Annotated in this window: 29 protein-coding genes and 1 other annotated feature (1 of these 30 only partly in view); of the genes, 15 read left to right on the top strand and 14 right to left on the bottom strand. The window is 52.7% G+C overall.

Going from position 1 to position 23,985, the window contains the following annotated elements; genetic code table 11:
* Positions 1-128, bottom strand: a binding site (T-box leader) (it extends 69 nt beyond the left edge of the window).
* A gap of 122 nt (positions 129-250) precedes the next feature.
* The 3 genes from KNP02_RS11160 to KNP02_RS11170 form a co-directional block, all read right to left on the bottom strand.
* On the bottom strand, positions 251-928 hold the full coding sequence (locus tag KNP02_RS11160) for a uracil-DNA glycosylase (RefSeq protein WP_214709274.1): 678 nt from the start codon (positions 926-928) through the stop codon (positions 251-253).
* Between the two features lie 80 nt (positions 929-1,008).
* Positions 1,009-1,644 carry an FMN-dependent NADH-azoreductase gene (locus KNP02_RS11165; protein WP_214709272.1) on the bottom strand — a complete coding sequence of 212 codons (636 nt, stop codon included), beginning with the start codon at positions 1,642-1,644 and terminating at the stop codon, positions 1,009-1,011.
* Between the two features lie 120 nt (positions 1,645-1,764).
* Entirely contained in the window at positions 1,765-2,196 is a 432-nt protein-coding gene (locus KNP02_RS11170; protein ID WP_131434715.1) for a MarR family winged helix-turn-helix transcriptional regulator, read from the bottom strand.
* A 159-nt stretch (positions 2,197-2,355) separates the two neighbouring features.
* Here KNP02_RS11170 and KNP02_RS11175 point away from each other — a divergent pair, with 159 nt between their 5' ends.
* The 3 genes from KNP02_RS11175 (at position 2,356) to KNP02_RS11185 (ending at position 4,290) form a co-directional block, all read left to right on the top strand.
* A complete protein-coding gene (locus tag KNP02_RS11175; RefSeq protein WP_034780785.1) occupies positions 2,356-2,730 on the top strand; it encodes a hypothetical protein in 375 nt (124 codons plus the stop codon).
* Positions 2,731-2,822: 92 nt separating this feature from the next.
* On the top strand, positions 2,823-3,710 hold the full coding sequence (locus tag KNP02_RS11180) for a diacylglycerol/lipid kinase family protein (RefSeq protein ID WP_034780782.1): 888 nt from the start codon (positions 2,823-2,825) through the stop codon (positions 3,708-3,710).
* Between the two features lie 55 nt (positions 3,711-3,765).
* On the top strand, positions 3,766-4,290 hold the full coding sequence (locus tag KNP02_RS11185) for a GNAT family N-acetyltransferase (protein ID WP_034780771.1): 525 nt from the start codon (positions 3,766-3,768) through the stop codon (positions 4,288-4,290).
* Between the two features lie 34 nt (positions 4,291-4,324).
* On the opposite strand, the gene cbpA is transcribed toward KNP02_RS11185, so the two are convergent.
* Positions 4,325-4,960: a cyclic di-AMP binding protein CbpA gene (gene cbpA, locus KNP02_RS11190; protein ID WP_214709270.1), complete on the bottom strand. Its 636-nt coding sequence runs from the start codon at positions 4,958-4,960 to the stop codon at positions 4,325-4,327.
* A 187-nt stretch (positions 4,961-5,147) separates the two neighbouring features.
* Here cbpA and pdxK point away from each other — a divergent pair, with 187 nt between their 5' ends.
* From pdxK to bshB2, 3 genes are read left to right on the top strand one after another with little or no spacing between them, the layout of a single operon-like run.
* A complete protein-coding gene (gene pdxK / locus KNP02_RS11195) occupies positions 5,148-5,972 on the top strand; it encodes a pyridoxine/pyridoxal/pyridoxamine kinase (protein WP_214709268.1) in 825 nt (274 codons plus the stop codon).
* A gap of 53 nt (positions 5,973-6,025) precedes the next feature.
* Entirely contained in the window at positions 6,026-6,397 is a 372-nt protein-coding gene (locus KNP02_RS11200; RefSeq protein WP_034780768.1) for a YojF family protein, read from the top strand.
* A complete protein-coding gene (gene bshB2, locus KNP02_RS11205; RefSeq protein WP_214709266.1) occupies positions 6,394-7,047 on the top strand; it encodes a bacillithiol biosynthesis deacetylase BshB2 in 654 nt (217 codons plus the stop codon). The genes KNP02_RS11200 and bshB2 overlap by 4 nt, the downstream gene beginning before the upstream one ends.
* A 165-nt stretch (positions 7,048-7,212) precedes the next feature.
* Here bshB2 and KNP02_RS11210 read toward each other — a convergent pair whose 3' ends face one another.
* The 5 genes from KNP02_RS11210 to nhaC all read right to left on the bottom strand — a co-directional run bounded on the left by KNP02_RS11210 (position 7,213) and on the right by nhaC (position 12,023).
* Positions 7,213-8,046 (bottom strand): undecaprenyl-diphosphate phosphatase, encoded by an 834-nt coding sequence (locus tag KNP02_RS11210; protein ID WP_214709264.1) that lies wholly within the window; start codon positions 8,044-8,046, stop codon positions 7,213-7,215.
* Positions 8,047-8,137: 91 nt separating this feature from the next.
* Positions 8,138-9,265, bottom strand: coding sequence for an MFS transporter (locus tag KNP02_RS11215; RefSeq protein ID WP_214709261.1), 1,128 nt, complete (start codon positions 9,263-9,265; stop codon positions 8,138-8,140).
* Between the two features lie 128 nt (positions 9,266-9,393).
* Complete coding sequence (locus KNP02_RS11220) at positions 9,394-9,906, bottom strand: type 1 glutamine amidotransferase domain-containing protein (RefSeq protein WP_214709259.1); 513 nt, start codon at positions 9,904-9,906, stop codon at positions 9,394-9,396.
* 69 nt (positions 9,907-9,975) lie between these two features.
* Positions 9,976-10,566, bottom strand: coding sequence for a DNA-3-methyladenine glycosylase (locus KNP02_RS11225; RefSeq protein ID WP_214709258.1), 591 nt, complete (start codon positions 10,564-10,566; stop codon positions 9,976-9,978).
* Positions 10,567-10,646: 80 nt separating this feature from the next.
* Positions 10,647-12,023 (bottom strand): Na+/H+ antiporter NhaC, encoded by a 1,377-nt coding sequence (gene nhaC / locus KNP02_RS11230; protein ID WP_214709256.1) that lies wholly within the window; start codon positions 12,021-12,023, stop codon positions 10,647-10,649.
* A 208-nt stretch (positions 12,024-12,231) separates the two neighbouring features.
* Here nhaC and queC point away from each other — a divergent pair, with 208 nt between their 5' ends.
* From queC to queF, 4 genes are read left to right on the top strand one after another with little or no spacing between them, the layout of a single operon-like run.
* A complete protein-coding gene (gene queC / locus KNP02_RS11235) occupies positions 12,232-12,840 on the top strand; it encodes a 7-cyano-7-deazaguanine synthase QueC (RefSeq protein WP_214709254.1) in 609 nt (202 codons plus the stop codon).
* Positions 12,841-12,872: 32 nt separating this feature from the next.
* Positions 12,873-13,328, top strand: coding sequence for a 6-carboxytetrahydropterin synthase QueD (gene queD / locus KNP02_RS11240; RefSeq protein ID WP_214709252.1), 456 nt, complete (start codon positions 12,873-12,875; stop codon positions 13,326-13,328).
* Positions 13,328-14,023: a 7-carboxy-7-deazaguanine synthase QueE gene (gene queE / locus KNP02_RS11245; RefSeq protein ID WP_251129290.1), complete on the top strand. Its 696-nt coding sequence runs from the start codon at positions 13,328-13,330 to the stop codon at positions 14,021-14,023. The genes queD and queE overlap by 1 nt, the downstream gene beginning before the upstream one ends.
* 11 nt (positions 14,024-14,034) lie before the next feature.
* A complete protein-coding gene (gene queF, locus KNP02_RS11250) occupies positions 14,035-14,523 on the top strand; it encodes a preQ(1) synthase (protein ID WP_214709248.1) in 489 nt (162 codons plus the stop codon).
* Between the two features lie 28 nt (positions 14,524-14,551).
* On the opposite strand, the gene KNP02_RS11255 is transcribed toward queF, so the two are convergent.
* A complete protein-coding gene (locus KNP02_RS11255) occupies positions 14,552-15,208 on the bottom strand; it encodes a TVP38/TMEM64 family protein (protein WP_214709246.1) in 657 nt (218 codons plus the stop codon).
* A gap of 115 nt (positions 15,209-15,323) precedes the next feature.
* Here KNP02_RS11255 and KNP02_RS11260 point away from each other — a divergent pair, with 115 nt between their 5' ends.
* The gene (locus tag KNP02_RS11260; RefSeq protein WP_214709244.1) at positions 15,324-15,833 is read left to right on the top strand and encodes a hypothetical protein; all 510 of its coding nucleotides are present in this window, start codon (positions 15,324-15,326) and stop codon (positions 15,831-15,833) included.
* Positions 15,834-15,865: 32 nt separating this feature from the next.
* On the opposite strand, the gene KNP02_RS11265 is transcribed toward KNP02_RS11260, so the two are convergent.
* The 3 genes from KNP02_RS11265 to KNP02_RS11275 all read right to left on the bottom strand — a co-directional run bounded on the left by KNP02_RS11265 (position 15,866) and on the right by KNP02_RS11275 (position 17,723).
* Positions 15,866-16,354, bottom strand: coding sequence for a hypothetical protein (locus KNP02_RS11265; protein ID WP_214709242.1), 489 nt, complete (start codon positions 16,352-16,354; stop codon positions 15,866-15,868).
* A gap of 90 nt (positions 16,355-16,444) precedes the next feature.
* Positions 16,445-16,900 carry a GNAT family N-acetyltransferase gene (locus KNP02_RS11270; protein ID WP_021068095.1) on the bottom strand — a complete coding sequence of 152 codons (456 nt, stop codon included), beginning with the start codon at positions 16,898-16,900 and terminating at the stop codon, positions 16,445-16,447.
* Positions 16,901-16,958: 58 nt separating this feature from the next.
* Positions 16,959-17,723: a TrmH family RNA methyltransferase gene (locus KNP02_RS11275; RefSeq protein ID WP_114164885.1), complete on the bottom strand. Its 765-nt coding sequence runs from the start codon at positions 17,721-17,723 to the stop codon at positions 16,959-16,961.
* Between the two features lie 221 nt (positions 17,724-17,944).
* Between KNP02_RS11275 and KNP02_RS11280 the strand changes: the two genes are divergently transcribed.
* The 3 genes from KNP02_RS11280 (at position 17,945) to KNP02_RS11290 (ending at position 21,715) form a co-directional block, all read left to right on the top strand.
* Positions 17,945-19,573 (top strand): PTS transporter subunit IIBC, encoded by a 1,629-nt coding sequence (locus tag KNP02_RS11280; RefSeq protein ID WP_214709238.1) that lies wholly within the window; start codon positions 17,945-17,947, stop codon positions 19,571-19,573.
* Positions 19,574-19,625: 52 nt separating this feature from the next.
* A complete protein-coding gene (locus KNP02_RS11285) occupies positions 19,626-20,417 on the top strand; it encodes an endonuclease/exonuclease/phosphatase family protein (protein ID WP_214709236.1) in 792 nt (263 codons plus the stop codon).
* Between the two features lie 116 nt (positions 20,418-20,533).
* Positions 20,534-21,715 (top strand): MFS transporter, encoded by a 1,182-nt coding sequence (locus KNP02_RS11290; protein ID WP_251129291.1) that lies wholly within the window; start codon positions 20,534-20,536, stop codon positions 21,713-21,715.
* A gap of 35 nt (positions 21,716-21,750) precedes the next feature.
* Here the strand turns inward: KNP02_RS11290 and KNP02_RS11295 are convergent, their stop codons facing one another.
* A complete protein-coding gene (locus tag KNP02_RS11295) occupies positions 21,751-22,455 on the bottom strand; it encodes an alpha/beta family hydrolase (RefSeq protein ID WP_214709232.1) in 705 nt (234 codons plus the stop codon).
* 75 nt (positions 22,456-22,530) lie between these two features.
* Between KNP02_RS11295 and KNP02_RS11300 the strand changes: the two genes are divergently transcribed.
* A complete protein-coding gene (locus tag KNP02_RS11300; RefSeq protein WP_214709230.1) occupies positions 22,531-23,796 on the top strand; it encodes a purine/pyrimidine permease in 1,266 nt (421 codons plus the stop codon).
* Positions 23,797-23,985 lie beyond the last annotated feature (189 nt).

Raw genomic sequence — 23,985 nt, forward strand, 5'->3', positions numbered from 1 at the left:
CGGGGGACCGCTCAACAAGTGAGAGCTCGCGAACTGTAATTCGATTCATCTTTTGGGCGTGTTCACAGCACCACACGCTCTCTGGGCCAGGGAAGATGTCTCTACTTCGGTTCGGTCACCGCTTTTATACTGTTATACAGTTATGCTTCTATGCGCATGTGCTTTTAAGCACTAAAGTATCTTGTTGGTAGTAACGATAACAGACCGTTTGAATGTCGTCAACAAAAAAACAGTCCGCATCTGCAGACTGTCACAAACACCAATCAATTTCAGGTTGTCCCCACTCACTCAACTTCGCGTTCACTTGCGAGAACGGCTTCGATCCGAAAAAGCCGCGATGGGACGAGAGCGGGCTCGGATGGACCGACGTCAAGACGGCATGTTGCGGGCCAATCCATTTCTGTTTCTTCTTCGCGTCGTTCCCCCATAAGACGAACACGATCGGCTCTTCACGCTGCCCGAGTCGCTCGATGATGGAGTCGGTGAACTGTTCCCAGCCCTTCCCGCGGTGAGACCCAGCCTTGCCTGCCTCGACCGTGAGGGCGGTGTTGAGCAATAGCACGCCTTGTCGGGCCCATTTCTCCAAATTGCCGTTGGTCGGTACCGGACAGCCGACATCGTCCTGCAATTCTTTAAAGATATTACGGAGTGACAGCGGAAGGCGGACGCCGTCTTGGACCGAGAAACTGAGTCCATGCGCTTGGTTCGGTCCGTGATAGGGATCTTGCCCGAGGATGACACATTTGACGTCCTTGAACTTCGTATAGACGAACGCGTTCCAAATATCTTCTCGCTCCGGATAGACGGTCGATGTCTCGTACGCTTCATCGACGAACGCTTTCAAGTTAGTAAAATAAGGCTCGGCCATCTCGGATGCGATGATGTCGCTCCAATCCCCAAGCAGGCGATTTGATAACTGTTCTCCCATGTGTTTCTCCCCTTTCCGTCTTATCATACCCGAATTGATGGCACACAAAAAGACGAGCCCGATTGGACTCGCCTTGATCATTATACTGTGACTGCGCCTGCGACTTCTTTCGCAAGTGCTTCGGCTTTCGCTTTTGCGTCAGCAACGATTTCTTCGATTTTGTCTGGGTGTTGGTTCATTCCTTCAACTGGAAGTGTCGTCACTTCTGTCACGCCGACAAATGCGAGCGCTTGACGGAGGTAAGCGTCTGCGAAGTTGAGGTCCGTACCCGTGTAGATGCCACCCGTACCTTGGATGTGGATCGCTTGTTTGTTCTCGAGAAGACCGACTGGACCCTGCTCTGTGTAACGGAATGTTTTACCAGCCGTCAAGACGCTGTCGAGGAACATCTTCATGCGTGCTGGGAAGAAGAAGTTCCACATTGGCGTCGCGAACACATACATGTCAGCTTCCATGAACTTCTCGAGCATACCGTTCATTGTTGCGACTTTAGCCGCTTCGACGTCTGTGAGTGCTTCGCCTGATGCGAATTTGCCCCATGCGCTGAGGACGTCGCCGTCGATTTCTTGGACATCGACATCGTAAAGTTCAATCGCTTCAACTTCGAGTGACGCATTCTCGTTCGTGAGTGTCGTCATGAATGTTTCAGCGACTTGTTTGCTGTATGACAATTCTGTCGGTTTCGGGTTAGCAGATACGTATAATACCTTTTTCATAATGGGTTCCTCCATAAAAGTAATCTCTATTTGTAACAACAGTTTGAACTATATCATCTGTATATCTCACAGTCAATTATTTTAACTTCAAGATAAATGAGTCAAAAAAACAGGCAGGCGTCATTTGCCTGCCGCGTTATAACCGACTCGTTTTAATAAGTCGATCAACATTTCCGTCTCCTCTTCACTGAGTGGGCCATAAATGTCTTTAAAGATTTCGATATGCTCGGGATAAACGACGTCCATCAAGCGCTTGCCTTCTTCGGTCAACGAAGCATACGTGACGCGTCGGTCAGATGGACAAGCCACACGTTCAATCAAGCCACGTTTTTCAAGCTTATCGATGACGTATGTGACACTGCCGCTCGTAATCAAAATTTGATCTCCGATTTGCTGGAGCGGGGTATCCCCTCGTTTATACAATACGGATAAAACACCGAACTCTGTTGAATTCAATTGGTGGCGTCTCAAATCGTCCTTTACACGGTCACTGATCGCGTCCATTGTCCGCGCTAAAACGATCCACGCCTTCAATTCGAGTGATTCAATCATGTCGGTTTCACCTCAATTCGTTCATCATTTACCTTTAGTATAGCAGGACATGAGCAGTATACGGTGGGAAAAACGCTTCGTCAAGAAACTTCTTCATTGTCGCCCCTGTCTGAAACGTATAGAATGGAATTATTGCGATTTTTAGAAAGGGTGGACGGTATGCGTGAGTATTACGAGATTTCATTGACGATTAAACAAGCCTATTTGAGTACGGTCATCGAGTTGTTGAACCGGGAAGGGATCGCCCCAGACTATGCGCTCGAAAAAGAAGGCGCGGTCTTTTTATTGTTCAACCACTTACCATGGCCGAACGTCACGCGCGAACCCCATGCGGTCGAGCGCTTTTTGTTGACGTTGGCGCGTGAGGACTATTTGTTCGTCAAAACGAAACGCAAGTCCCCCGTCCCGGACCATGAACCGGTCGCCTGCATGGGCGCGTTTGACTCACCGTTCCATGAGCATTTGAAGATTGAACTCGCCGTCGACGAATCGGATGCGAGCCATCTCGATATGTCAGCGTTCCGGCACTACTGAACAACACATCTGTGTTGTTTTTTTATGACTAGTCTGGGCATATGACGGGAATAGATGACAATATCTGAGTGTGAAAAGGAGAATGTGCTTTGATGGATACAGTCATGTTAATCGTCAACCCATCGTCTGGGAAAGAGTTAGGGAAAGAACACGCCGCGGCAGCGGAGGAAGTCTTACGTGAGCGTTACGGGAACGTCGATGTCCGGTTCACGGAGAAAGCTGACGATGCCACCCATTTCGCAAAAGAAGCGGCATCGAAACAATATAAAGCCGTCATCGCGATGGGTGGCGACGGGACACTGAACGAGGCCGTCACCGGTCTCGCCGAAGCCGACCATCGTCCTGATTTCGGCATCATCCCGCTCGGTACCGTCAACGACCTCGCCCGCGCGCTCGGCGTCCCGAGCGATCCCGCAGATGCCATCGAGGCGCTCAAGACAGCTCAACCGACACCCATGGATATCGGCAAATATGAGAATGGCTATTTCATGAACGTCATCGCCATCGGGCTCATCGCCGAGGCCGTCGACGAGGTCAGTGTCGAGGAGAAAACGAAATGGGGCCCGTTCGCCTACTTGATCGAAGGCATCAAAGCGTTCCGCGAACATAGCCCGTATGCGCTGTCGGTCCAAGCCGATGAGCACACGTTCGACGGAGACGCCTATTTGGTCGTCATCGCCCTCACGAACTCGGTCGGCGGGTTTGAAAACTTTGAACCGGACGCTGAGTTGAACGATGGCTTGCTTCATGTCTATTTATTTGAAAACCTCGGCTTCAAAGACGCGGTCCAACTCGCACCGGCCCTCTTCACCGGCAAGTTGAAAGAAACGGACAGCGTCACGTCGTTCACGACGAAACGCGTGCATGTCGACTCACCAGAATCGCTTCCCGTCAATGCCGACGGCGACACGGGTGGGCAGCTGCCGCTCACGTTTGAAGTACTCCCGAGTCATTTGAACGTTTTGAAGCCGGTCGAGTGAAACAAGGATTTTCCCCCTTAAACGCGAAAGAACGTCACGGAAAGGAGGGGAAAGGATGACCATCTCGCTCGTCCCTTTACAGGAAGCGTCGAACGCCATCGTCGCAACGTTCAATCGTTGGAACAACGACCCGACAATCGTCCATTTGATTCGTCCCGTCCGCTCGGAGGAAGAACTCGCCGCCGAACATCACATGACGGTCGAAGACTTGACGGACCGCCTCCGGACCCATGATATCTTCCTCATCTACGCAGATGACGTGCTCGTCGGTGAGGTGAATATCATCTATGATGCCCCGCATCTGTACGACAACGAACGCGGAAGCGCCTGGCTCGGACTCGTGATTGGAGAGCCGACCGGTCGCGGGAGAGGTGTCGGTACAACGGCCCTCACCCTGTTAGAAGAACGACTGCGTGCACAAAATGTGCCTCGCATCGAGCTCGGTGTGTTTGGGTTCAATGAAGCGGCTCATCACCTTTATCGAAAGGTCGGCTACACGGAAATTGCCCGCATCGAGGCGTTCACTTATTGGAACGGTCGATTTTGGCCGGATATCCGGATGGAAAAACGATTGGACTGAAAAAACCTTCCTCAGGAATGAGGAAGGTTTTTTGTCAGTTGTTCAAGTTTTCGACTTCGACGACGCGGAACCCTTTTTGTTCGAGTTTCGCGACGATTTTGTCTTTCTTCGGCTCGTCGCAATCAGGCGGCAACGTGATCAATACCCGGCGCAAGACTTTACTCTTGGCATCGAGCGTCATGAGACTGGCAATCGATGAGTATTTGCTAATGATTTTCGTGATTTTTTCCAGCGCCCCCGCCTGCTCGCTCAGTGCGATTGTGACGACATAACTCCCCGTGTCACGGCTCCATGCCTCTTCGAGCATGCCGAGCATCTTTCCGTGCGGTAAAATCCCGTAAAATTCATTACTTTCATCTTTTAAGACCGCGATGTACGGTAATTCTTTAATCGAGAAGAATACTTTAAAGAATCCGTCCGACTCATAGACGTATTTTTGCGTGTTTTTGATCAGCTCCATGACATTGTCATCCAAACTTGCCCCATTCATGCCGTGGCGATAAATATGCATTTTATAGATATTACCGCGGAAAAAAGTTCCCGTTTCATCGAGCACTGGGACGCAACGGTATCCAGTCTTTTCAAGCGTGTCGAGCGCCTCGCGCAATGTCGCCTTTTCATTGATTGTGACGACATCTTTTTTCGGAATGCATAAGCTATGCACTAACATGCGGTTTTCCTCCTAGCCAATTGAAAGTGGTCTACACCCTATTCATTACTATTCCCCAAATACGATTGAAATCCTGCCAACTATTTTTAAAACTTATTTAAGCACTGAAACGACCTGGGAATTTGTCGTAACGCTGAAAAGTCGTTATAGTGAAACTATCCAAACAGACAAAGGGGATTGAACGACTATGACGATGAAAAAAGCTTTAACGATCGCTGGCTCGGATACGAGTGGCGGTGCAGGCATCCAAGCTGACTTGAAAACGATGGAAGAGCTCGGTGTTTATGGCATGACCGCCCTTACGGTCATCGTGGCTCAAGACCCGCATAACGCGTGGCACCACGAAGTGTTTCCAATCGACACGACGTTGATCGAGAAACAAATCGATACGGTCCTCGCCGGAATCGGTGTCGATGCCGTCAAGACAGGCATGCTCCCGACGCCAGAGATCATCGAACTCGCCGCTCGTAAAATTAAAGAATACGGCATCCAGAACGCGGTCGTTGACCCGGTCATGGCTTGTAAAGGTGCAGACGAGATTCTCAACCCGGACGTCGCGGTCGCGATGCGCAAGCACCTCGTACCGGTCGCTAAAATCATCACACCGAACTTGTTCGAGGCGCGCATGCTCGCAGGTCTCGATAAAACACCTTCGACGATGGATGAAATCAAAGAAGCTGCTCGTTTGATCCATGAGCTCGGCGCTGAGATTGTCATCGTCAAAGTCGGCGGCAAGCTCGGGTTTGATACGGCATTCGACGTGCTTTACGACGGTAACGAGTATCGTCTCCTTGAGAGCGAGAAAATTGAGCCTGCCTTCACACATGGCGGCGGCTGCACGTTCTCGTCAGCGATCGCGGCCTCACTCGCGAACGGTCACTCGGTCGACGAGGCCATCCAAATCGGAAAAGAGTTTATCACTGAAGCGGTCCGTCACTCGTTCCGCCTCAACCAATACGTTGGTCCGACGAACCATACCAGTTACCGTAAAAAACTAGCAACACAATCTTAACGGGTGGCCCGGGACGTATGTCTCGGGTCATCGTTTCCATTGGAGGGAACCGCGTGAAATCGATTCAACCTACAACTATCCAGACATACTTGGACGCGCATGTATCCATGCCGCTCTATGTCCACGTCGAGACGACGAACGGGGCGTATGCGACGCATAACGACCCTGATTTTCATAACGCCGGTATGTTCATCCGGAACGTCGTCATCGAATATAGCATCGGCCAAATCAAAGGCAACGGTCCATATCGGGTCGGCTTGAAGCTCGATCACGGTTGGCTTTACGTCGAAGGATTGACCGATTACGAACAGCATGGGGACCAGCTCCTGCTCGCCGGTCATGACCGGCTCGGTCGCCTCGCCTGCGCCTTACACTTAGATATCAAACCGCTCCCACAAGGAGCCTCGGAGGTGGAAAGCCAATGAATGGACCGTTACTCGTTATTTTTCCGCATCCTGATGATGAAGCATTCAGCTCGGCCGGGACGATCATCCAACACCATAAGAACGGCTTCCCGGTCACGTACGTCTGTCTGACACTCGGTGAGATGGGCCGCAACATGGGCTCGCCGATTTTCACAACACGGGAAGAGTTACCGAAGATTCGCAAGCATGAGCTCGAGGAAGCATGTGCCGTCATGGGCATCGACGACCTCCGCATGTGGGGACTCCGTGATAAGACCGTCGAGTTCGAAGACGAAGCGGAACTCGCTGGACGGCTCAGCGCGTTAATCGAAGAAGTGAAACCGGCCCGCGTCATTTCCTTCTACCCGGGCTACGCCGTCCATCCCGACCATGAGGCGACAGCACGAGCGGTCGTTCGAGCGCTCCAAGAGATGGATGAAGTGAGTCGTCCAGAGTTTTTAGGCGTCGCCTTTGACCATCGTACCGAAGCGGAACTCGGAAAACCGCACGTCCTCATCGAAGTCGGCGACGAGAGTGCCGCGAAACGAGAGGCGTTGCTCGCCCACCGCTCTCAGACGGAAGGATTGCTGCGGGCCATCGACAATGCAGAAAACGCCCACGTCATGGAGTTACTCCAACGTGAGCGTTTCTATCACTATCCGTTCTCATGATTCGTAAGCGAGACGTGTCATGTACAATAGTGCACCGACAGCCCCGAGACCGATCAACGTTCCCAATACGACAACGATATGTTCCATGTTCTCACCTCTACTTGGTTATACGAACTTGATGGATCATTGGTTTCAAAGCGCATGTGCTGACATGCGCTTTTTTTCTTAGAAGTACAAGAAGTAAATGACAACCGCCAACACGATGCGATATATGGCGAACGGCGTCAATTTGACTTTATTGATCAGCTTCAAGAAGAACTTGATCGACAACAGCGCGAATAAGAACGCGCTAATGAATCCGACGAGGAAGACCGGGAGGGTCGCCATCGTGAAGTACTCCCATTTGCTGTAGAGCGAGAGCGCACTAGCACCGAACATAATCGGTACGGCCATGATGAACGTGAAGTCCGCCGCGGCCCGGTGACTCATCCCTAAGAGGACACCGCCCGATATGGTCGAGCCTGAGCGTGAAAAGCCCGGCCAGAGCGAGAAACATTGAATCAAGCCGACACCGAGCGCCTGCTTATACGAAATCTCATCGAGCGTTGCTGTCGTCTGACGCTTCACGCCTGACAAATCGGCGGCGATCATGAAGAACGCGCCGATGACGAGCCCGATCAAGACCGTCTTAATTGAAAACAAGTGTGTGTCGATATAATCCTCGAACATCAACCCGAGCACAGCGGCCGGGAGCAGCCCAATCAAAATATGTAACACATTCAATTTGTTCGTCGGCCCGCTGTTACGAATCGCCAGCAATTCTTTCGGATTCAATAACTCTTTGAACCGACTTCGAAACACGACGATGACCGCTAAAATCGAACCGAGCTGAATCACGATTTTAAACGTGTTCGCGACCTCTTGACCGAGGAAGCTGCTCGAATTGAGCCATAGGTCGTCCACAAGAATCATGTGCCCCGTCGACGAGACCGGGGCGAACTCTGTCATCCCTTCGACGACCCCTAACAAAAATCCAATCAGTAACTCATACCATTCCATCGTCTGTCTCCTACTCCAGTATTGTTTCTTATCATACACGGTTGCTTCTCCGCCCGCCTCGGTCTTGAGGCGTAAAAAAAAGGATGCTCGCTTAAGCATCCTTTTTCCAAGTAACGAATATGATGAGCAATTGATGCATACAAACGACGATCCCAATGCATAAAAAGGCAACGAAGAGCGTCATACCGGCCCCGATCACAAACACTAGTCCGATGAGGATGATACTAACGTGCAGCAACATCGAGACGGATGACTCGGTCGTCGCCCGGATGACAGACGGGACACGGTGATGCAATGCCCCGAGATAGAGCGGTTCGACGATGCCGATAAGAAACGCCATGCCTGCCATCCAGACGAGTCCGACTTGTCCTGGGAAAAAGCCGAGAATGACAAAACCGAGACCGATGCCCCAACCGATTCCGTGCAACCAACGATCGACCGTCGTGATGTGTAACAGGATCGGGGCGAGCAGTTGCCCTGGTATTTGAATGAGCAACAGGACAGTCGAAATCATTCCGAACCAATAGATGGGAACTTCGACGTCACGGGCGTACAGCTGCCAAAACTCATCGATGAAGTTGAACGCACCGATTGTCACGATGAACACCGACGACAAGGCAAGTAGCTGGTGGTCGAGCCACACGAAGCGAAAACCTGCCCCGATATCCGCCCATGTCATTCGTTCCTCTGTCACGACTCGTCTCGGCTCGACAAGGCCGAGGCTACACGCTGCCGCGATAAACAAACTGACAATCGACAGCACATAGTTCAGTTCAAGCGGGAAGCGTGTGGCCAGCAAGGCGCCGCTGATCGCCGCGAGAACGGCTGCAACGATTCCAATGACATTCAACCGGCCGACCCAGCGCTCGAACGCCTCCGTCTTCCCATCCTGTTCAAGCGTCTCATAGAGCAGTGCATTCTCCGCCCCGCTCCGGAGCGCCGCCCCAATGCCTGACAAGGCGATGGCTAAGGCGAAACCGCCGAACGAAAAGGACACAAGTAACACGACAAAGGAACCCCACTCGAGTGCAGTCCCGATTTGCAACAGACGTCGGCGTTCCAAGCGATCGGCTAACACCCCGGTCGGCACTTCGAGGATGACGACGAGGACGGCATAGAGCATTTCGAGATAGACGACTTCTTGCATCGTGATCGTCCGCGACTCCCAAAACAGACGCTCAATCGTGTAGGCCGGGACGAGTGCCTCGAACCAACGCATCCATCCAAGCAACGTAACGTTTCGACCGACTTAGCTAGGTGAACGTGCTCGTTTCATCTAAATCTCCTCCTTATTCACCTATTCCCGATTGCACAAAAAAAGCCACGGAAAATTCCGTGGCCAGACGATTATTTGAGCAGATTAAGGATTTCGCGATTGAACGCCGGGATGTCGTCCGGTTGACGGCTTGTCACCAGCTGTTCTTGGCAGACGACGACTTCTTTGTCCGCATACTTCGCACCGGCATACTCCATATCGACTTTAATCGACTTATAACCGGTTGCATTGCGGCCTTCGAGCGTCTTCGCCGTAATCAACAGTTGTGGGCCGTGACAGATAGCGAACACAGGTTTCTTCGCGTCCATGAACGCTTTCGCGAATTGAACGAATCGCTCGTCTTCACGTAACAAGTCGGGTGAGAACCCACCTGGTAACAGCAACGCGTCGAAGTCTTCCGGCGACACGTCATCGATCGCTTTGTCGATCGTGACTTTCGATTCACCTTGTTTGCCTTCAACCGTGTTACCGGCTTTCTTTTCAATCGTGACAACTTCGTGCCCCGCTTCCACCAATGCGTCGCGTGGACCCGTGAACTCTACGTCTTCAAACATATCTGTGATTAGCGTTGCTACTTTTGCCATATTGAAAACACTCCCTCATTATTTTTATTCACATAAGGAGTGTTCCACACCTAACCGGCCCATAAACATTCAACGAAACTTCGAGACGTACGGATTAGCTCGTTCGAAGAAGCGGTACGGGTAATCGCGTGCTTCGCCCGTATTCGGGATCCCTACGCGTGGACCGGCCTCGATTTCCGGGATGGCACTCCCTTCAACGATATAAAGCGGCTCATGTTGGAGCGAATGTCCGTATAGGTCCATCGTGATGCCAAGCGCTTTCGTCAGCTTTCCAGGTCCATTTGTCTGGTCGAATCGCTTGATGCCGGGACGATTCGCCTCAATGATGCCCTGTCCTTCAATCGGCTCGATGGCCCGAATGAGGACGGCTTCCGGCGTGCCGACCGGACCGCTCACGACATTGAGCAGCGTGTGTGTATGCATCTGATACGTATAGACGTGTCCAGGTAACCCGAACATCACCTCGGTCCGATTCGTCCGTCTGCCGCCGAAACTGTGGGCCGCCCGGTCGATGGCACCGAGATAAGCTTCCGTCTCGACGATCTTTCCGACGATTTGACCGTCGAGATGATCATGGACGAGATAGTGACCAAGTAACGAACGGGCCAATTCGAGCGTCGGTTGCTCATAAAATGATGGATTGAGTCGTTTCATCGTCATCCCTCCTCGGTCTCATTTTCTCAAATGAAGACGGGAAGATACAAAAAAGATGCCCTGAACGATTCAGGACATCTGTTAAATTATGATGCGATCCGCATCGCCTCACGTTGCTTTCCCAATTTCACGTATCCGAGAATGATCGAGAAGATCGGGCTGAGCCAGAGGAAGAAGGCGAACGGTGCGTATTCAAGTACCGGTACCCCGAGCGTGGCCGCGAAGAATGCACCCGACACGCCCCATGGGATGAGCGGGTTGATCACCGTCCCGCCGTCTTCAAGAGCACGTGACAAGTAACGGGGATCGATGCCGCGATCGATGAACCCTTGCTTGAACGCTTGACCTGGAAGCAAGATCGACAAGTACTGCTCACCCGCGAGCAAGTTGACACCAATCGAGCTGAGGACGACCGACAAGACCGAGCTGCCTGGTGACTTCAACCGTTCGAGCAATGCGTCGACGATCGCTTGGAACACACCAAGTTCACGGAGCAATCCACCGAACGCGAGCGCGATCAAGACGAGGCTGACCGACCAGAGCATCGATTCGAGTCCGCCATGGTCGAGTACGGCCGCAATCGTCTCATTCTCGACGCCCGATTTGAATCCGACCTGCATGACGCCGAACCAGTTCGTGACGTTCCAGTTGCCTTGAACGAAACCAGCCGTCAACACACCGGTGAACATGCCGACGAGCATCGTCGGCAAGACCGGCATCCGGCGGAATGCGAGAACGGCAACTAGGATTGGCGCGAGCAAAGTCAGCCATGATAAGTTGAACCGCCCGGCGAGAGCCGCCTGTGCTTCAGCGATTTGGGTCGTATCCGCCGCTTGCCCGCTCCGACCGAGGATTGTGAACAAAACAAGGGTGATGAGGAAAGCCGGGACGGTCGTCCCCATCATGAAACGGATATGGTCGAACAGTTTGACACCGGCCACGGCCGGCGCGAAGTTCGTCGTATCTGACAATGGGCTCATTTTGTCGCCGAATAATGCACCTGAGACGATTGCCCCTGCGGCAAGCGCCGGAGAAATCCCGAGCGCCATCCCGATACCGAACAAGGCGACCCCGACCGTACCGACCGTCGTAAAGGCACTGCCCGTGAACGACGAGACAATCATTGTGATGAGCAAGACGCTCGGCAAGAACCATTGCGTTGAGATTGTATCTAAACCGATGGAGAGGATCGTCGCCACCGTACCAGACATCTGCCATACACCAATCAACATCCCGATCAACAGTAAAATCAAGACCGGCATGATGGCTTCACGGATCCCGCTGATCATCGCGGCTTCGATTCGTTTAAAATCACGCGTGCGATAATACGAGTAACCCCCTATTAATACCATTGTGCCAAAGATCGCCATGTGTGGCGTCGCTTTGGCCAAAAACATCAGTGCGAGCAGGGAAATACCGCTCATCAGCACGACGAATACAGCCTCTTTTTCTTTCATCTGCATCGACGTCCCCTCCTTTCAGTTCCATTATTTTCTACCTAACCGCTTAAACGCTTTTATGCGCGAAAGCGTTTAAGCGATGTTCTTTACTATACCTGCTTCTCTTTTCCCTGTCAAACGTCTTTTTATGGTAAAGTAAACGCTCGAGGGTGACCTCCGGAGTTCGTAACCTCCTCCGACATCAAAACTAGCGAAAAAGGAAGTGTGCACGTTGCAACACGAAAAAGCATTGGTCGTCTTTAGCGGCGGTCAAGATTCAACCACCTGCCTATTTTGGGCAAAACAACAATTCTCTCATGTGGAAGCGGTGACGTTCGCCTACGGGCAACGCCATGACGCGGAAATCGAGGTCGCAAAAGAGATTGCGGCCGAACTCGATGTCCCGCACCACATCCTCGACTTGTCCTTACTCGGACAACTCACCTCTAACGCGTTGACGAGACACGATCTCGACATCGATAATGCGGACGTCCCAAACACGTTCGTCGATGGACGCAATCACTTATTCTTATCCTTTGCGGCCGTCATGGCCAAACAGCTCGGTATGCATCACATCGTCACCGGCGTATGTGAGACCGACTTCTCAGGTTATCCGGATTGCCGGGACCAGTTCGTCAAATCCTTGAACGTGACGCTCAACTTGGCGATGGACTATCCGTTCGTCATCGACACACCACTCATGTGGCTCGACAAAAAGCAGACGTGGGAACTCGCGGACCGACTCGGTGCGTTCGATTACGTCAAAGAACAGACGCTCACGTGCTATAACGGCATCCTCGGATCAGGTTGTGGCGAATGTCCGGCGTGCGTGCTCCGTTAAAACGGCCTCGCCGCTTATGAGGAGGTGCGCGTATGAAGAACGCCCCATTCCTCGCCCCGACGAGTGTCGAAGCCAAACAAGAGGGCTCGCTCATCTATTGTCCGCACCGCGTCCAAATTGTCAAAGAAGTGACGTTCGACGCCGCGCATCATTTGTTCGATTACGACGGTAAATGCCGAGCGCTGCACGGACATACGTATAAATTGCAAATGGGCATCAGCGGTTTTCTCGATAACCGCGGCATGACGCTCGATTTTGGCGATTTAAAAGCCATCTTTAAAGAAGAACTCGAACCATACCTCGACCATCGTTATTTGAATGAGTCGTTACCTTATATGAATACGACTGCCGAAAACATGTGCTACTGGATTTTCGAGCAGCTCGCCAAACACTTGCCTGACGAGCGCGACGTCCGCGTCGAATTCGTCAAACTGTACGAGACGCCGACATCGTACGCCGAGTTCCGCCGCGAATGGTTGGTGGACTGATGAAAATCCCTGTCCTCGAAGTGTTCGGCCCAACGTTTCAAGGGGAAGGCCGCGCCATCGGACAAAAGACGATGTTCGTCCGGACCGCCGGTTGCGATTATCGCTGTTCGTGGTGCGACTCCGCCTTCACGTGGGACGGCTCGGAGAAACCCGACATGCTGACAGCCGACGAAGTGATCGAACGGCTCGACGCGCTCGGCGTGTACGACTATGTCACCATCTCGGGCGGCAATCCGCTCCTCATCGCCGCGATGAAAGACTTGGTGATAAAACTGAAGGCGCGCGACGTCAAACTCGCCGTCGAGACGCAAGGTAGCCGCTATCAGGACTGGCTCGCTGACATCGACGACGTGACGCTCAGCCCGAAACCACCATCTTCCGGCATGACGACCGACTGGGAGAAACTCGACGCCATCGTCGAACGGCTGCGCCCCGAACAGATGACGTTCAAAGTCGCCGTCTTCGACGAGATCGACCTCGCCTATGCGAAATCGGTACAGACGCGCTACACCCCGGACGTCATGTACTTATCGGCCGGCAATCCCGAGCCCGGTGCGGACGGTGACATCACCGACGCCCAGCTCCGTCGTTTGAAAGAACTGTGGAAGGACGTCGCCCGCGACCCGTCATGGCAAAGCGTCCGTGTCCTGCCGCAACTGCACACATTACTGTACGCCAACGAACGTGGCGTCTAAGGAGAATACTTATGAGACCAGAAGACTTACAAGACTTGTCGCTCCTCGGACAGAAGAGCGTCCCATACATTTTTGAATACGCACCGGACGTCCTCGAGGCGTTCCCGAACCGTCACCCGGAGAACGACTACTTCGTGAAGTTCAACGCACCGGAGTTCACGTCGCTCTGCCCGATCACGAACCAACCGGACTTCGCGACGATTTATATCTCATATATACCGGACGAGAAGCTCGTCGAGTCAAAATCGCTCAAGCTGTATTTGTTCAGCTTCCGCAACCACGGGGACTTCCATGAGAACTGCATCAACGTCATCGGAAAAGACCTCGTCAAGTTGATGAAGCCACGCTATCTCGAAGTGTGGGGCAAGTTCACGCCACGCGGCGGCATCTCGATCGATCCGTACTACAACTACGGCAAACCGGGCACGAAATACGAAAGAATGGCTGAACATCGCTTGTTCAATCACGACCTGTATCCTGAGACGGTCGACAACCGTTAACCAAAAAGTAGGCGCTCAACGGGAGCGCCTACTTCTTTTTATAGCGATTAACTTGTCGTTTGATCGGTTCCCGGAACACCGTCGCGACGAGCGTCAGGACGACCAAGACGACGAGGGAGAGGATGATTAACTTAAAGTCTCCGCTCGCGAGGCTACTACCGAGGAAATTGTTGGCGAACGCACCCGGGATCATCCCGACCGCGGTCGCGAAGACATAACCCGGGAGTCTCACTTTCGCGAGCCCTGAGGCGTAACTGACCAAGTCAAAGTTGACGAGCGGGATCAAGCGTAAAATCAAGACGTAGAAGAACCCGTCCTCTTCAATCTTATGCTGCACCTTCTCATAGTTGCTCGTCTCAAAATGGTGGAGAAAGCGGTCACCGAAGCGAATCGCGATATAGTAAGCGACGAGCGCGCTGAGCGTGGCCCCGATGACCGTATAGACGACACCAGGCAGCGTCCCGAACGCCAATCCACCAGCGACGGACAAGACCGACGTCGGAAATAAAATCAACGGGCGAACGGTGAACAGTAAAATATACACGAGCGGGGCGAGCCAACCGAATTGAACGATATAATCGCGAATCTCACCCGGTCGCAAGTCAATCCACTGATAAAGGAACGTCGCGGTACCGAAGACGAGCAAGACGATGGCAATGATCCATTGCGTTTTCCACTTGTTCATCGGTCGACCTCCTCTCTTTCTTCCATCATATCGCCTCACCTCGAAAAAGTAACGCCTTCCTTTTTTTAGGAATCGCAGTATGGTACGGTTAAAAAAAGCAGAAGGAGGAATCCCTATGTACTTGGCAGATGCCATCAAGTTGAAACACCTGCTTCTGAAGCAGATTGATAAGTTGCTCGAAGAAGTCGAACGTGTCGCATTCATCGAACTCGAGAAAGATGAGCCGCTCCCGACGATCCAGTCCCGCTCGCTCGAGGATATCGAAGTTGAGCTCGAGGCGATTCGTTGTGACATGCGCCGCCTCGATCGTCTCGTCTGTGAGGCGAACCTGCATACCGTCATCGAGACGAATGATGGACCGCTCCCACTCGTCGAAGCGATGGAGTTCGCCGTTCAATTACGGGCCCAAGCCCGGATGTATCAAGATTTGGCCGAGCGGCCGAAACGCGAGTTCCAAACCGGGTACGGGGAAGGGCCGAGCGTCATCAAGCATGCGCTCTATGACCCGGAACTGTATCGGTTGAAAGCACGCGACGTCGAAAAACGGGCCAACCGCATCGCCAGCGCCATCGAGGCGGCCAATCATCGGACTGAAATCGAGTTTGACGCAAGTCGTTATATGTAACAAAAAACGCGTCGGGACGTTCCGACGCGTTTTTACATGTGATGGTTATGGTGGTCATGATGGTGCGAGCTCGAACGGCGTCGCGGGACCGGCTCATCGGCGAACTTCTCCCCGTCCAAGATGCCGAGCCGTTTGTATTGGCGGTCGACCCGCTCTTTCGTCTCGTCGTGCACGTGCGACGACTCCATAATCAAGTGATAGCTGCCGAGCGCGACCCGGAACGGCTCCATCTGTGTCCGCTCGACCGGGAACGACGTCACGTCTCGCAAGTAGTCAGCGAGACGGTTTGCCGATTCGTCACTCGGATGGTCGGCCAAGTCTGACGCGAACTGTTGCATGTCTTTCAATAGACTGTTCGTCTTCACTTGCTTACCGATGCCTCCAATAACAGCGAACACGATAATACCGATAATCAGGAAAAAGAATATCGGGAAAATGATTGATACTCCACTAAAAAACGAGTCCCCCATCCCTGTTGAATCGATGTATACTTCTTCCCCGAATGCAAACGTATGGACCATGATGTCTCCCCCTTTTTTCTATAATACGAATACGTCCCTAATTGGTTTCATGAACATAAAAAAACCGTGGCATGCGCCACGGCTCAGCGGTCAGTTCAATTGTTTCTCCATCATGATGCGAGGCTCGTTATCCTCTGTGTAAGCTCCCATGATGTCGTAGCCGCACAACAGGTTCAAGATGATGACCCCTTTGTTCGTATTGCGTGCCTTCGTTCGAATCGAATGGAACCCTTGCGCCTTCACCCATTCGAGTTGCGTGTCCATCAGCTTGCGGCCGATGCCATGCTTTTGAAACTCGGGGTGCACACCTCCGGCCCAGCTATAGAAGCGATACGGCTCGGCCTCGTAACCGATTTTGAAGCCGACGAGGCGCTCGTCTGAAAATGCGAGCAACACGAGCGGGTTCGCATGACGATACAGCCGTTCTTTAAAACGCAGTTGATCGATGTCCCCGTAAAGCGTGCGGTACAGGTTAAAGAATTCCTCTTCGTAGTCTTTGAAATTCGTCGTCACATCTTTCACGATAAATGAACTGGTCGTACTCATCTTTCCATCCCCTTTCAGTATATGGACAAGTTGTTTGTACGCCTGTACCTTTCGCCGTTTACTCCGTTTTTCCTGTCTCACGCGCAAAAGCGGTCAAACCTTTTTGCTTATACACACCGAGCGACCGCTTCGGAAGGCTCTTTACCATCCAATTTTTTAAGATGCGCTGCTTGTCTTCCACCTTCAGTCCATATCCGTCCGTCACGACATGGCGCGCCCGCGTCGTCACATCGTACAACGAGATGGCGGCAGCGACAGAGATGTTCAAACTTTGGACGTATCCTTGCATCGGAATCAAGTAATTGCCGTCTGCCTTGGCGAGCGCTCGTTCCGATACGCCGTGATGTTCGTTCCCGAACAAGAGCACGGTCGGTTTTGACACATCGATGTCCTCAAGTGGGACCGCCTCTTCACTGAGTGCCGTCGCGAGCACTTGGTAACCGTCCGCCTTCAACCGATCGATTGCGTCCTCGATCGAAGGATGTTCGACCACGTCGACCCAGCGATCGGCGCTTTTGGCGATAATCGAGTTCGGTTTGAACTTGGCCCGTCCCTCGACGACGTGCAACGTCTGGACACCGAACGCGTCCGCCGAACGGAGCACGGCCGACTGATTGTGCGGGTCATCGACCCCTTCCGTCAAAATCGTGATATGGTTCGTCCGTAACTCTAGCACTTCCTGCATACGCTTGACGCGGTCGGGCATCAACATGCTGTACAGCAGTCGATCCTCTTCTAATAACAGGCCCGACTGCAACAATTCATCGAGTAATGCCGCTTGCTCTTCTTTTGATAATGCCGATGTTGTCTGTCTCCATCCCATCGTTCTCGCCCCTTTCAACCTTTAGTATTGTAGCGAGATTCGTTCCGACTGACAAGCTAGGTGAGAAACGAGTCGAATATCCTCTCGTTATGAAAATCCATGAAAATTAGGAAAACGGTTGCACAAAGTTATGCAATCGATTACAATTATCTATGCAAGCGATTGCATTGATAGTCGCCATAGACAGATAAAAAGTTCCGCACAGGAAGGAAGCGTATAGAATGAAACAACTCATCTCGTTTGATTTTTGGCAAAAACTCGGTAAGGCCTTAATGGTCGTCATCGCCGTCATGCCAGCTGCAGGTCTCATGATCTCGATCGGTAAATTGATCGGTATGTCTGCTGGAGACGTCAGCATCTTGCTCACGACGGCTCGCATCATTGAAGATCTAGGTTGGGGAATTATCGTTAACCTACACATCTTATTCGCAGTCGCGATCGGGGGATCGTGGGCAAAAGATAAGGCTGGCGGTGCATTCGCAGCATTGATCGCGTTCATTTTGATCAACCGCGTCACCGGAGCAATCTTCGGCGTCAATGGTGCAATGCTCCAAGACCCAGAAGCGACAGTCCAGTCTCTCTTCGGAGCTGACCTTGTCGTCGCAGACTATTTCACATCGGTACTTGGTTCACCAGCCCTTAATATGGGCGTGTTTGTCGGGATCATTGCCGGTTTCCTAGGCGGTGCACTCTATAATCGTTTCTATAACTTTAACAAACTTCCAAACGCTCTCTCGTTCTTCAACGGGAAACGTTTTGTCCCATTTGTCGTCATTCTCGGATCAGTCGTGGCAGCATTCGCCCTATCGATTATTTGGCCGACGATTCAAGGTGCGCTTAATAGTTTTGGCGAATGGATCGCCACATCGCGTGATACAGCACCGGTACTCGCCCCGTTCATCTACGGTGCGCTCGAACGTCTCCTCTTGCCGTTCGGACTCCACCATATGCTCACCGTACCGATGAACTATACTGAACTCGGTGGGACATACACGATTTTAACAGGTGCGACAGCTGGTTCGGTCGTTGCAGGTCAAGACCCACTTTGGTTGGCTTGGGTAACCGATCTCGTCAACTTACGCGCCGCTGGTGACACAGCTGCTTACAACGCATTGATCGCTGACGTCGTACCGGCCCGCTTTAAAGTCGGTCAAGTCATCTTGTCATTCGCTTCATTGATCGGTGCTGCTTATGCGATGTACCGTAACGTCGATGCTGACAAAAAGGCACAGTACAAACCGATGTTCTTATCGGCTGGTCTCGCTGTCTTCTTGACAGGGGTTACAGAACCGATCGAGTTCATGTTCATGTTCGTCGCTCCTGTGCTTTACGTCGTCTACGCCATTATGGCCGGTGTCGCTTTCGCATTAGCGGACATCATCGACCTTCGTGTCCATGCGTTCGGTGCGATTGAATTGCTCACACGAATCCCGATGATTGTCAAAGCTGGATTACTCCAAGACTTGATCAACTTCTTCCTCGTCTCGGCAGCGTTCTTCTTCTTGAACTTCGGTGTGTTCAACTTCTTCATTAAGAAGATGAACCTTCCAACACCTGGCCGTAACGGAAACTACATGGAAGAATCGACAGAGAAATCGACAGTGACAGGCAACGAACAAGTGATGGGGATTATCGCATTGCTCGGTGGGGAAGACAACATCGAAGACGTTGATGCCTGCATGACGCGTCTCCGTGTCACAGTCAAAGACATGTCGCTCGTCTCAGAAGAGAGCGAATGGAAAAAGAACGGCGCCATGGGTCTTATCTTGAAAGACCGCGGTGTCCAAGCAATCTACGGCCCGAAAGCCGACGTATTGAAGTCTGATATTCAAGACGTCATCGGTGCATAATCAACAGGCCAGCTCGTACGAGTTGGCCTGTTTTTTCTAAAGGAGGACTATCGTGAATATTTTAACGCTGAACTGTCACGCCTGGTTAGAGGACCGTCAACAAGAGAAAATCGACTCGATTGTCGAGCGGATTGCGAGCAAGGAATATGACATCATCGCACTCCAAGAAGTGAATCAACATAAAGAGGCCCCACTCATCGACGGCTTGATTCGAGAGAACAACTTCGCCTATGTGCTCGTCGAGCGTTTGAAAGAGCAAGGCGTCGATTACTACATGACGTGGGACTTCGCCCATTATGGATACGACATCTACGAGGAGGGCGTCGCGATTTTATCGCGCACTCCGTTCGTGTCGACCGAATCGTTCTTCGTCTCCCAGACGACCGACCCGAACGATTACAAATCTCGGAAAATCGTCAAGGCGGTCGTGGACGGCATGGACGCGCCGACGGCGATTTACTCCTGTCACCTCGGTTGGTGGCATGATGCCGATGAACCGGTGCGCCATCAGCTCGATGAACTGTTGCGCCGCGTCGAGGACGACGACCGCGCCTTGCTGCTCGGTGACTTCAATAACGACGCCTTCATCCGTGGCGAAGGGTACGACTACTTGATTGAGCACGGTCTCCAAGATTTGTTCCATTTGGCGACCGAGCGTGAAGGCGATGCGACCGTCCAAGGCAAGATTGCCGGCTGGGACGAGAACAAGCAGGCGCTTCGCATCGACTTGATGCTGACGAACGCCCCGATCCACGTCTCACGCCATGCCGTCGTCTTTGACGGCGAGAACGGTCCGATCGTCTCTGATCATGCCGGTGTTGAAGCAACGGCATTTTGGCGGTAAATGGCACCCTTTTCTTTTCCTCACGGAAGGGAAAAGGGTTTTGCTTTGCGTGGAAATCCTGTATGGTTGAAAACGACTGAAGTCTAACAACCTTGAACGAAAGAAGTGATTTTATTTTGACGACTACCCCATCGCTCAGTCGGACCGACTGGACGCTTATCTTATCGCTCGCCTTGCTCACGTTCGTGCTCGGCACGAGTGAATTTGTCATCGTCGGGATTTTACCCGATATCGCCGATGGCTTATCGATTTCGATTGCCACGGCCGGAACGCTCGTCTCGGCGTTCGCGATCACCTTCGCCATCGGGACCCCGCTGACGATGTCACTGACGAGCCATTTGCCGAAACGAAAACTGATGCTTACACTCACCGCTGCGTTCATCGTCTTTAACTTGTTCAGCAGCCTCGCTCCGACGTACGGGATATTGCTCGTGCTCCGGATGATGACCGCCGTCGTGACCGGCGTGCTCATCTCGCTCGCCATGCTCGTCGCCAGTGAATCGGTGCCAACCGGGAAGCGCGGCATCGCTGTCTCATTCATCTTCGGCGGTTTCACGATGGCGAACGTTTTCGGCGTCCCGCTCGGTACGTTCATCGGTCAACGCGCCGGATGGGAAACGACATTCTTGTTGACGACCGCTTTAGGCGTCGTCGCATTTCTCGCCGTCTACCGTGTCGTGCCGAGCCATTTAACGAGCGTCAAAACGTCGATTGCCGATCAATTGCGGCTCTTGACGAACCCGCGGATTTTAATCGCATTCTTCATCCCGGCGTTCGGCTTCGGCGCGACGTACGTCGTCTATACGTATCTCGTCCCGATTTTGAAAGGTGTACTCGGCGTCCCGGTCGCCTGGATTAGCCCAATCCTGTTTGCTTACGGGTTCATCTCCATCTTCAGCAATATGGCGGCCGGGAAAATCGCCAGCCATAATCCGATTGGACGTCTCCGGTTCGTCTTTCTCATCCAAGCGCTCGTCTTGGCGGCCTTGTATGTGACGACGTCGAACGTGACGCTCGGTCTAATCAATATCGCGCTCATGTCGTTCATGGCGATTCTACTGACGACATCGACGCAAATCTACTTGATCGACTTGGCCGAGAAGTTCAATCCGGACGCTAAAGGACTGGCGTCATCGCTCATGCCGGTCGCAAGTAATGTCGGCATCGGGATGGGTTCGGCGCTCGGTGGTCTTGTCTATGCCAACGCACCCGTGATGATGCTCGCCCTCGTCGCCGGCGCCGTCGCGCTCGTGACCGCCTTATTGACCGCGGTCAGTCATCAGCTCGACCAACGTTAAAACAGCGTGCCCCCATGATGTGGGCACGCTGTTTTTTAGAGCCACTCGATAATTTGGTCAATCGTCTCGTCGAGTTGCTCTTTGGCGCTGAGCGGGCTATCGTTATCTCCGTCCTGCGAGCCATACATCCCGAAGTTGGCGTGATTGCCGTCTTTGATTTGATGGAAGACGGCGTCATCCGGGACGTTGTCACGGCTCGCCTCGATATCAGCCGGTGTGGCCAGACCGTCAATCTCCCCGGAGACGGACAAAACACGCAGATTGCTATCCGCCATCGTACTGATCGGATACGAGGCAAGGAAGATGACCCCCTCGACTTGCTCCTCGTGTTCGAGCGCAAAACCGGACGCCGCCGAACCGCCGAGTGAATGACCGCCGACGACCCAACGTTCGATGTCTGGATGGGCGGCGATAATCGTCTCCGCAGCATCAATATCTGCTATCCCGAGATTTAAGCGCAACGATGGGATGGCGACGAAGACACCTTCTTCTGCCAGTCTGGTGCCATAGTAAGCGTACGCCTCTTTCTCGACTTTCGCTCCAGGATACAGGATGAAACCAACCTCGCTGTCCGTCTGCCCGAACTCGAGACGATTGTCCACTTCCCTCGCCTCAGCCACGTAACCGCGCGCTTCTTCCGTCGGTCCGTACGTCAGTTGTGTCCACACGAGGAAGCCGATGATGGCGACCAAGATGACTCCTAATAGACCAAGGCCAATCCACTTCAGTTTTTTCTTCATTATATACCTCCATTTGCATCCACTTCCCTGTCACGGTACACTAGTATTAAAAAAGGGAAATACCAGGGGGACACCATGATCAAAAGTTCTGTAACCACGACGATTCAGTGGTTTATTTTTATTTTAGCTACAAACATTGTACCACCGCTCTCGATCGCTGCCTTATTTGAACTGTCGCCAGGCGAGACGATGACGTTCATCTCACGTTCACTGTTCGTCTTCGCACTCTTCAGCATCATCCAGACGCTTCTCGGCCACCGCCTGCCAATCTTAGAAGGACCAGCCGGGATTTGGTGGGGCGTGTTCACACTCTATGCCTCCATCGGTCCAGCACTTTATGGGAGCGGACAAGAGACGCTCCAAGCGCTCGGTTTCATGTTGTTCTTAAGTGGTGTGCTCGGTGTCGTCATGACTGTCACCGGCCTGTTGCGACGGATGCTGTCGTTGTTTACCCCGCAAGTCCTCGGGGTCTATATGATTTTGCTCGTGTTGCAATTGTCCGGTGCCGTCATCAAAGGCGGCTTCGGTGTGACCGAGGACGGCATTAACATCGTTCAAGCCGTCGCGACGGCCGGTCTCGTGTTGTTCGCGCTCACGCTCGAGCGGAGCCGGTTCAAACAGTATGGACTCGTCATGACGCTCATCGTCGGATTTTGGTTGTTCAACTTGCTCGGACTCGGCAACCCGATCGTCCGTTCCGAGTCATTTTTCCTCGTGCCTGAACTGTTCCCGTTCGGAACGTGGGTGTGGGATTGGAACTTACTTCCGACTGCATTCGTCATCACGCTTCTTCTCATGACGAACGTCCTTGCCAATATCAAATTGATTGAACGCATCGTCAGCTCGCGTGAGAAGCGTCAAATCGAAGGCAACGTCCCGGCGTCTGGTGTCGTCAGTGGGATCAGTCAAATGGTGGCGGGCATGTTTGGGACACCCGGACCGGTCGCCATCTCTGGAACGGCTGGTTTCTTATCCTCGACGGAGAGCGTCCATCGCTCACCCCATCTCGTGGCCCATGCTGTGATGATGGTGCTCGCCCTCATCGGTCCGTTCGTCTCGCTCATCGCGAGCATCCCAGCCGCCGTCGGATACGCCATCGTCACCCCGCTCATCGCGACGATGATTATCATCGGAATTAACGAGGCAGCGTTCGAATTGAACCAAAAGACGGCCTCGCTCACTGTCGGTCTTCCACTTGTGATTGGGGCCGGCGCGATGTTGCTCCCACCTGGGGCGATGAACGATTTGCCGCCGCTCTTGGCGACCGTGTTCTCGAACGGACTCGTCCTCGGAACAATCGTCGCCTTGACGACGGCCATTCTCAGCCGCATCAAAGACTAAAAAAAGAGGCTGGGACATAACTAGCCGGCTTTAAAGCTTTTTAATAAAAAGAGGGGTCCGGTCACCGATTTTCGGTGGCCGGACCCCTTCTTTGCACTTTCCCCGATGCCTTTGGCGATGAACTTCCGTAGGTTCACCGCCATGAGGGCGAAGCCGAGCTCGCGTTTCACGCGCTGTTTTCCCCTGACG

This window comes from Exiguobacterium sp. s40 (assembly GCF_018617905.1).
GTDB lineage: Bacteria > Bacillota > Bacilli > Exiguobacteriales > Exiguobacteriaceae > Exiguobacterium > Exiguobacterium mexicanum_A.

Bases quoted from the DNA above. Each gene is read 5' to 3' on its own strand.
- KNP02_RS11160 (WP_214709274.1), bottom strand. From the start codon at position 928: ATGGGAGAACAGTTATCAAATCGCCTGCTTGGGGATTGGAGCGACATC.
- KNP02_RS11210 (WP_214709264.1), bottom strand. From the start codon at position 8,046: ATGGAATGGTATGAGTTACTGATTGGATTTTTGTTAGGGGTCGTCGAA.
- KNP02_RS11180 (WP_034780782.1), top strand. From the start codon at position 2,823: ATGGATACAGTCATGTTAATCGTCAACCCATCGTCTGGGAAAGAGTTA.
- KNP02_RS11270 (WP_021068095.1), bottom strand. From the start codon at position 16,900: ATGAGTACGACCAGTTCATTTATCGTGAAAGATGTGACGACGAATTTC.
- KNP02_RS11175 (WP_034780785.1), top strand. From the start codon at position 2,356: ATGCGTGAGTATTACGAGATTTCATTGACGATTAAACAAGCCTATTTG.
- queF (WP_214709248.1), top strand. From the start codon at position 14,035: ATGAGACCAGAAGACTTACAAGACTTGTCGCTCCTCGGACAGAAGAGC.
- KNP02_RS11300 (WP_214709230.1), top strand. From the start codon at position 22,531: ATGATCAAAAGTTCTGTAACCACGACGATTCAGTGGTTTATTTTTATT.
- KNP02_RS11170 (WP_131434715.1), bottom strand. From the start codon at position 2,196: ATGATTGAATCACTCGAATTGAAGGCGTGGATCGTTTTAGCGCGGACA.
- cbpA (WP_214709270.1), bottom strand. From the start codon at position 4,960: ATGTTAGTGCATAGCTTATGCATTCCGAAAAAAGATGTCGTCACAATC.
- KNP02_RS11265 (WP_214709242.1), bottom strand. From the start codon at position 16,354: ATGGTCCATACGTTTGCATTCGGGGAAGAAGTATACATCGATTCAACA.
- KNP02_RS11165 (WP_214709272.1), bottom strand. From the start codon at position 1,644: ATGAAAAAGGTATTATACGTATCTGCTAACCCGAAACCGACAGAATTG.
- KNP02_RS11215 (WP_214709261.1), bottom strand. From the start codon at position 9,265: ATGCGTTGGTTCGAGGCACTCGTCCCGGCCTACACGATTGAGCGTCTG.
- queE (WP_251129290.1), top strand. From the start codon at position 13,328: ATGAAAATCCCTGTCCTCGAAGTGTTCGGCCCAACGTTTCAAGGGGAA.
- KNP02_RS11260 (WP_214709244.1), top strand. From the start codon at position 15,324: ATGTACTTGGCAGATGCCATCAAGTTGAAACACCTGCTTCTGAAGCAG.
- KNP02_RS11225 (WP_214709258.1), bottom strand. From the start codon at position 10,566: ATGACGATGAAACGACTCAATCCATCATTTTATGAGCAACCGACGCTC.
- KNP02_RS11275 (WP_114164885.1), bottom strand. From the start codon at position 17,723: ATGGGATGGAGACAGACAACATCGGCATTATCAAAAGAAGAGCAAGCG.
- KNP02_RS11220 (WP_214709259.1), bottom strand. From the start codon at position 9,906: ATGGCAAAAGTAGCAACGCTAATCACAGATATGTTTGAAGACGTAGAG.
- pdxK (WP_214709268.1), top strand. From the start codon at position 5,148: ATGACGATGAAAAAAGCTTTAACGATCGCTGGCTCGGATACGAGTGGC.
- KNP02_RS11255 (WP_214709246.1), bottom strand. From the start codon at position 15,208: ATGAACAAGTGGAAAACGCAATGGATCATTGCCATCGTCTTGCTCGTC.
- queD (WP_214709252.1), top strand. From the start codon at position 12,873: ATGAAGAACGCCCCATTCCTCGCCCCGACGAGTGTCGAAGCCAAACAA.
- nhaC (WP_214709256.1), bottom strand. From the start codon at position 12,023: ATGCAGATGAAAGAAAAAGAGGCTGTATTCGTCGTGCTGATGAGCGGT.
- KNP02_RS11185 (WP_034780771.1), top strand. From the start codon at position 3,766: ATGACCATCTCGCTCGTCCCTTTACAGGAAGCGTCGAACGCCATCGTC.
- KNP02_RS11295 (WP_214709232.1), bottom strand. From the start codon at position 22,455: ATGAAGAAAAAACTGAAGTGGATTGGCCTTGGTCTATTAGGAGTCATC.
- bshB2 (WP_214709266.1), top strand. From the start codon at position 6,394: ATGAATGGACCGTTACTCGTTATTTTTCCGCATCCTGATGATGAAGCA.
- KNP02_RS11280 (WP_214709238.1), top strand. From the start codon at position 17,945: ATGAAACAACTCATCTCGTTTGATTTTTGGCAAAAACTCGGTAAGGCC.